Genomic DNA, 6,784 nt, shown 5'->3' on the forward strand with positions numbered 1-6,784 from the left:
TATTATACCGCACTTTTCCTATTATTCGGCAAAAAAAGAAATTTTAATTACGTAAAATCAATTCACGCGAAATTGCCGGTTGTTCAATAACTTTTTTGCCGCGTTGTTTTGTCAGTTTAGCCAACACAAGTTTTAACAAATGATCAGCAATTTGCTCATGAATCTGTTCTGCCGCAATAACTTTGTTGGTTAATAAATCCAGCATCTCATGATTACCAAACGTAGCAAACACAATATTCGGTGGAATATGGCGGAAACGTTTGATCAGGGAAGTTAATACGCCGTGCAGCAAAGTAAAAGATGTAGTGAAAATTACTTCCGGCAATTCGTTATGTTCCAACCATTGTTCAAATAATTGAGAAGCGTCTTCTTTGCGGAAATATTCCGTATAGCATTTATCTACCGTCATTTTATCGGCAATCCCATTGAGGAAGCCTTTTTCGCGCGCTTTGCTGGTGGGCAATGAGGGCATCGCCCCGATAAATAAAATACGGTTTACCGTCTGTTGATTTAATTGTTGTGCTAAAGCATAAGCATCCGCTTCATCATTCATTTGTAAATTCACGCCATGTTCTGCCGGCAAATGACGATCAAATCCTATTAACGGTAGATGATAGTTTTGATAAAACGTAGAATCATCGGTTAAGACGGTAGAAATAATCAAGGCATCAACTTGACGTAGTTGTAGTTGACGGGCACAAGCCATTTCACAATCGGCATCATCATTGGAACAGGTGATAATCAATTGGTAACCCAATTCGCGAAAACGTACCTCTAATTGATGGGCAATTTTTGCATAACTGGTATTTTCAAAATCAGGGATGATCAACCCGATCGTGTTGGTTTTTCCTGCCCGCAAACTGGCGGCAACCGCATTCGGTTTAAAATGATGTTCTCGAATAAGTGCGGTCACTTTTTCGATAGTTTTATCACTCACGCGATACTGCTTTGCTTTACCATTGACTACGTAACTCGCCGTCGTACGGGAAACACCCGCCAATTTTGCCAAATCCGCTAACTTCACAACGCTGTCCTTAGAAATAAAAATAAGTGGGTTTAGATTATAACAGCATACTTTGTAAGGTAAATTATTATCCGCATTTTTTATGGAAAGGATTACAAAAAATGCCACAAATCGGACTAATTTGTGGCATTTATTTTTGTTTACTGAAATTTACAGAATATTGACTTCACCGCGAGAAAGGCTAATTAATCCTGAACGAACAATTTCAATAAGCGTGCTTTCGTCTTTCACCGAATTTACGAAAGCATCCAATTTATCTTTGGTTCCTGTTAATTGAATTGTGTAAGACTTAGTCGTCACATCCACGATCTGACCACGGAATATATCGGCCAAACGTTTGATTTCATCGCGCGAAGCTCCCGTTGCCCGTACCTTAAGTAACATGACTTCCCGCTCTACGTGCTCAACATCACTTAAGTTCACCACTTTGAACACATCAATCAATTTATGTAATTGTTTTTCGATTTGTTCCAACGCTTTTTCATCACCCACGGCTTCAATAGTCATTCTTGACAATGTCGGATCATCAGTGGGTGCCACAGTTAAACTTTCAATGTTAAACGCCCGTTGTGAGAAAAGACCGATAACACGTGATAATGCACCCGCTTCATTTTCGAGTAATACTGATAAAATTCTACGCATTTTCTTTCTCCGGTTTAGTTAAAATCATTTCATTCATTGCTCCGCCGCGTACTTGCATCGGGTACACGTGTTCATGCTGGTCAACAAGCACATCCACAAATACCAATTTATTTTTGACAGCAAAGGCTTCGCGTAATTTGCTGTCCAATTCATCCGGCGAATCTATTTTGATTCCCACATGGCCATAGGCTTCCGCCAATTTGACGAAATCAGGTAAAGAACCCATATAGGTTTGCGAATGACGACCGGTATAGAAAATATCCTGCCATTGTTTCACCATACCTAAGAAACGGTTATTTAAGCTCACGATTACCACAGGTGTATCATATTGAAGTGCGGTAGATAATTCCTGAATATTCATTTGAATACTACCGTCTCCGGTTACACATACCACAGTCGCTTCCGGATGGGCGAATTTCACCCCCATTGCGGCCGGTAAACCAAAGCCCATCGTACCCAAGCCGCCGGAATTAATCCATTGACGCGGTTTATCAAACGGATAATGTAATGCGGCAAACATTTGATGTTGACCCACATCAGAAGCAATATATGCTTCACCATGGGTAATTTCATAAATTTTACGGATTACTTGTTGCTGTTTGATCACTTTATCATTGGTATCAAATTTCAAACAATCCACCGCACGCCATTCTTCGATTTGTTTCCACCAATTCGTCAAATCCGCTTGCGACTTAGTTAAGCTTTCATCACTTAATAGAGCTAAAAATTCTTTTAATACATTTTTCGCACTGCCTACGATTGGAATATACGCAGGTACGGTTTTAGAAATTGATGCCGGATCGATATCCACGTGGATCACTTTCGCATTAGGACAATATTTCGCCAAGTTACTGGTTGTGCGGTCATCAAAACGCACGCCGATACCCAAAATCAAATCGCTTTCATGCATCGCATTGTTCGCTTCATAAGTCCCGTGCATTCCCAACATTCCCAAGAACTGTTTATCTGTGCCGGGGAAACCGCCCAATCCCATTAAGGAACTGGTCACCGGTAAATTTAATTGATGGGCAAATGCTTTAACTTCATCGGCACATTCGGCAGAAATAACCCCGCCGCCAATATATAACACCGGTTTTTTAGCGACTAATAAAGCTTTTAATGCTTTCTTAATTTGACCTTTATGACCTTGTACCGTTGGGTTATATGAACGCAATGAAATTTCTTTCGGATATTCATAAGGAATTTTATATGCCGGATTGACCGCATCTTTAGTAATATCAATGACTACCGGACCGGGACGACCGGTTGCCGCGATATAAAATGCTTTTTTGATCACTGAAGGAATATCTTCGGCACGTTTGACAATAAAACTGTGTTTCACTACCGGACGGGAAATGCCCGCCATATCACATTCCTGGAAGGCATCCGTACCAATTAAGTGGCTCATTACCTGACCTGAAATCACCACCAGCGGAATAGAATCCATATACGCAGTGGCAATACCGGTAATCGCATTAGTCGCCCCCGGGCCGGAAGTCACCAACGCACAACCGACTTCACCGGTAGAACGGGCATAGCCGTCCGCCATGTGAACCGCAGCTTGTTCATGACGCACCAACACGTGCTCAATCCCGCTTAACGTATGAATTGCATCATAAATATCCAATACCGCACCGCCCGGATAGCCAAATACATATTTAACTCCCTGATCGCGCAATGATTGAACCACCATTTCTGCACCTGATAGTTTTTTCATAATTTTCTCCAACATTAAAGTGCGGTCATTTTTGACCAATTTCTCAATGGTTTTCATTCTGTCGAAAATCAGATTTGTTGTCTAGTATTAATTTTGATATTTTTATAGATGAAATCACAATTTAACGAAATTAAATACCAAATAAAATTAAAATTTAGATTTTAATAAATTAAAACTAGTATTTTTTTATAAAAAAAGGATTTTAAACGGAATTTTATAAAAATGACAAAATAAAATTTTTTATTTGAAAATGTGATCTTAATCACAAAATTTTGAATATTAATTCAACAAAAAGGGCTGCCAAGCAGCCCAATTATTTTTTTAAATGAAATATTAGAGATTATAATGCGGAAACATTCAGTCTAGAACCACCGACAATACGTACACGACGACCTTTCGTTAAAGTAGAATCCGCTTTTTGTACTACAACGATCTCTTCGCCGTTATCTTTTTTAATCGTTAATTCAACCGAATCCACTTGGCTGGCTTTTTCTTCCACTTTGTTGCCAATAATCGCACCGGCAACCGCACCTACCGCACTGGCTACCGCACGTCCGGAACCGCCGCCAATGGTAGAACCGGCAATACCGCCTAACACACCGCCGCCAACAGTGCCTATCACGCCTTGATTATCAGCCTGAATTGTTACCGGACGAGATGATACGATCGTACCATAAGAAATTGAGCGGGCTTCTTTCGCTTGATCTGCCGAATAAACATTACCGCTAAAAATATCGGTATTGGCACAACCTGTCACGCCCAATGTCATTAAAATCGCTAATGCTAATGTCGTTTTTTTCATAAATGCTAAACCTCAATAATATTCTTAATATGGAAAGGATGTATTTTAATACAACAATGATTCTGTTGATTATTCACCAAACTTACCGCAATGGAAGGATTCGGTAATTGTTCCCCTTCGACTTTTGGTTCGCTCACTTTGACCTTAAATGTTGTGCTTTGGTTCAAAGAAAATTGATTCTTAAGGCGACTATACCATTCATTTGTTGATTCTTTAATCAAAAACGGCATCACCACTTCAATGTGTTCCCAACCTTCCTGTGGATAAATTTTCCCTTTCGGGAAAGGTAATTCTATCACGCCTACTTTTTGTTCAGCAAATAATAACGGCGTATTTAATTCAAAGAGATAAATCGGTCGCCCATTTACTCTATTTTGGCTTAAAATCTTACCGCACTTTGTCAGTAAATCGGCCCATTGCTCCGCTTGTTCCGGCGTATTAGCCCGTAAAGCCAAATGATCAACGGTTAATTCCGCTAAATTTAAACCGATTTGTTCGGCTAATTGCAAAATTTTCCGCTCAAATGCGACAAAATCTGCCCATGATAAAGCTGAAAGTGCGGTGGATTTTTGAAAAATTTGATGATTTTGCTGAGAATTTGTCATTTTTTCTACTCTTTTGCTTACATTATCTTTTCTGAATGCCCGGATCCTAGTATCATAACGAATTATTTTTATGATCTAAAAGGTATTTGTCTGTGAATATTCAATCTATTCTATCAAACCACATTCAACAAGCAATGATCGCCGCTGGAGCCGATGCACAATGCGATGCATTAATACGCCAATCAGGCAAACCGCAATTCGGTGATTACCAAGCCAACGGTATTATGGCCGCAGCCAAAAAATTAGCAATGCCGCCCCGTGATTTCGCTCAAAAAGTATTAGAAAACGTGAAATTAGACGGTATTGCCGAAAAACTAGAAATTGCCGGTCCGGGCTTTATTAATATTTTCTTAAATAAAAACTGGTTGGCGGAAAATAATGAAGCTGCATTAAATGATGTGCATTTAGCCGTAAAATCTGATGAAAAACAAACCGTAGTAATCGATTATTCATCACCTAATGTAGCAAAAGAAATGCATGTGGGTCATCTGCGTTCTACCATTATAGGTGATGCCGTTGCCCGTACTTTAGAATTTTTAGGCAATAAAGTAATTCGAGCCAATCACGTCGGCGACTGGGGAACCCAATTCGGTATGCTTATTGCCTATTTGGAAAAAATGGAAAATGAACATGCCTCCGAAATGGAACTCAGTGATTTGGAAGCCTTCTATCGCGACGCTAAAAAACACTACGACGAAGATGAAGTTTTTGCAGAAAAAGCCCGCAGTTATGTGGTGAAATTGCAAAGCGGCGATGAATATTGCCGTACTATGTGGCAAAAATTAGTGAAAATCACTATGCAGCAAAACCAACACAACTATGATCGTTTAAATGTGACATTAACGGAAAAAGATGTAATGGGCGAGAGCCTGTACAACCCAATGTTACCGGGCATTGTAACAGATTTAAAAGCTCAGGGCCTTGCCGTGGAAGATAATGGTGCGTTGGTGGTTTATTTAAGCGAATTTAAAAACAAAGACGGCGACCCAATGGGCGTAATCGTGCAGAAAAAAGACGGCGGCTTCCTTTACACCACTACGGATATTGCGGCGGCAAAATACCGTTACGAAACCCTAAAAGCGGATCGTGCCTTGGTATTTTCCGATACCCGTCAAAGCCAACATATGCAACAGGCGTGGCTGATTACCCGTAAAGCCGGTTATGTGCCGGACAGTTTCTCTTTAGAACATAAAAACTTTGGCATGATGTTGGGCAAAGATGGCAAACCGTTCAAAACCCGCACCGGTGGCACGGTGAAATTGGCGGATTTATTAGATGAAGCCGTGGAACGTGCGAATAAACTCATCAGTGAGAAAAATCCATCGCTAACCGCTGCAGAAAAAGCGGCCGTAGTCGAAGCTGTAGGCATCGGTTCGGTGAAATATGCGGATCTATCCAAAAACCGCACCACCGATTATGTATTCGATTGGGATAACATGCTGAGCTTTGAAGGTAATACCGCTCCTTATATGCAATATGCCTACACCCGTATCCGCTCTATTTTCAATAAGAGCGATGTGAATGACGAAGTTTTGTCACAAGCCAAAATTCAATTGATAGATGAAAAAGAGCGGTCACTTTCGTTAAAATTATTGCAATTTGATGAAGCGGTGCAAGTAGTTGCAAAAGAAGGTACACCACACGTGCTTTGTGCTTATTTATATGAATTGGCCGGTGTGTTCTCATCATTTTATGAACACTGCCCGATTTTAAATAACGACGATGAAGCCTTAAAACTAAGTCGTTTGAAATTAGCCAAACTCACGGAACGTACCTTAAAACAAGGATTAGATTTATTGGGTATTAAAACCGTGGAAAAAATGTAATTCATTATAAGGGTAGATCAGCATTGATCTCCCTTCGTCCTAGTGATTCAAAATAAGGATATATTTAAAGAGATGTAATAGACAAAATAGTTGCTATAAAGTGGGTTAAAGCCTTATAGTATAAGGCTTTAACCCCTATTTTTGAAAATGAATAAAAAACTTGTCTTT

At 40.0% G+C, this 6,784-nt stretch carries 6 protein-coding genes; 1 reads left to right on the plus strand and 5 read right to left on the minus strand.

Annotated features, from left to right (window positions below):
• Nucleotides 1–43 precede the first annotated feature (43 nt).
• The 5 genes from cra to EDC44_RS06110 all read right to left on the minus strand — a co-directional run bounded on the left by cra (nucleotide 44) and on the right by EDC44_RS06110 (nucleotide 4,790).
• On the minus strand, nucleotides 44–1,024 hold the full coding sequence (gene cra / locus EDC44_RS06090; RefSeq protein WP_131976406.1) for a catabolite repressor/activator: 981 nt from the start codon (nucleotides 1,022–1,024) through the stop codon (nucleotides 44–46).
• Nucleotides 1,025–1,174: 150 nt separating this feature from the next.
• Nucleotides 1,175–1,666, minus strand: a complete 492-nt coding sequence (gene ilvN, locus EDC44_RS06095; RefSeq protein ID WP_131976408.1) for an acetolactate synthase small subunit — start codon at nucleotides 1,664–1,666, stop codon at nucleotides 1,175–1,177.
• On the minus strand, nucleotides 1,659–3,383 hold the full coding sequence (locus tag EDC44_RS06100) for an acetolactate synthase 3 large subunit (protein WP_131976410.1): 1,725 nt from the start codon (nucleotides 3,381–3,383) through the stop codon (nucleotides 1,659–1,661). Before EDC44_RS06100 ends, ilvN begins: the two co-directional genes overlap by 8 nt.
• Before the next feature lie 340 nt (nucleotides 3,384–3,723).
• Nucleotides 3,724–4,185 (minus strand): outer membrane lipoprotein, encoded by a 462-nt coding sequence (locus EDC44_RS06105; protein WP_131976412.1) that lies wholly within the window; start codon nucleotides 4,183–4,185, stop codon nucleotides 3,724–3,726.
• A 5-nt stretch (nucleotides 4,186–4,190) separates the two neighbouring features.
• On the minus strand, nucleotides 4,191–4,790 hold the full coding sequence (locus EDC44_RS06110; RefSeq protein ID WP_131976413.1) for a VOC family protein: 600 nt from the start codon (nucleotides 4,788–4,790) through the stop codon (nucleotides 4,191–4,193).
• Between the two features lie 92 nt (nucleotides 4,791–4,882).
• On the opposite strand from EDC44_RS06110, the gene argS reads away from it, so the two are divergent.
• Nucleotides 4,883–6,616 carry an arginine--tRNA ligase gene (argS, locus tag EDC44_RS06115; RefSeq protein WP_131976415.1) on the plus strand — a complete coding sequence of 578 codons (1,734 nt, stop codon included), beginning with the start codon at nucleotides 4,883–4,885 and terminating at the stop codon, nucleotides 6,614–6,616.
• Nucleotides 6,617–6,784: the final 168 nt, after the last annotated feature.

The sequence above is a fragment of the Cricetibacter osteomyelitidis genome (genome assembly GCF_004340985.1).
Classification (GTDB): Bacteria; Pseudomonadota; Gammaproteobacteria; order Enterobacterales; family Pasteurellaceae; genus Cricetibacter; species Cricetibacter osteomyelitidis.